Source organism: Bacillus sp. SIMBA_074, from assembly GCF_046534555.1.
GTDB classification, from domain to species: domain Bacteria; phylum Bacillota; class Bacilli; order Bacillales; family Bacillaceae_G; genus Bacillus_A; species Bacillus_A mycoides.
In genome coordinates this window covers 1-228 of record NZ_JAWRYM010001396.1, presented here as the reverse complement: position 1 = coordinate 228, position 228 = coordinate 1, and the positions used below count along the sequence as shown (strand labels likewise).

The 228-nt window shown below is 48.7% G+C and carries 1 pseudogene; it reads right to left on the bottom strand.

Features of this window, described 5'->3' with window-relative positions:
• A pseudogene (locus tag SB773_RS35290) lies at positions 1 to 228 on the bottom strand (CTP synthase); the annotation flags it as partial.

Below are 228 nucleotides of genomic sequence, written 5' to 3'. Positions count from 1 at the left end.
AGGTTGTTCTGTACGTGTAACGATGACGGTTGGTTGGATACCCAGGCTGCGCAATTCCTTCACGCTGTGCTGAGTTGGTTTTGTTTTCATTTCACCTGCAGCCTTGATGTAAGGAACCAAGGTCACGTGAATGTACATAACGTTCTCACGGCCGATGTCGCTCTTGATTTGACGGATTGCTTCGAGTACTGGCAAGCTCTCGATATCGCCAACAGTTCCACCAATCTC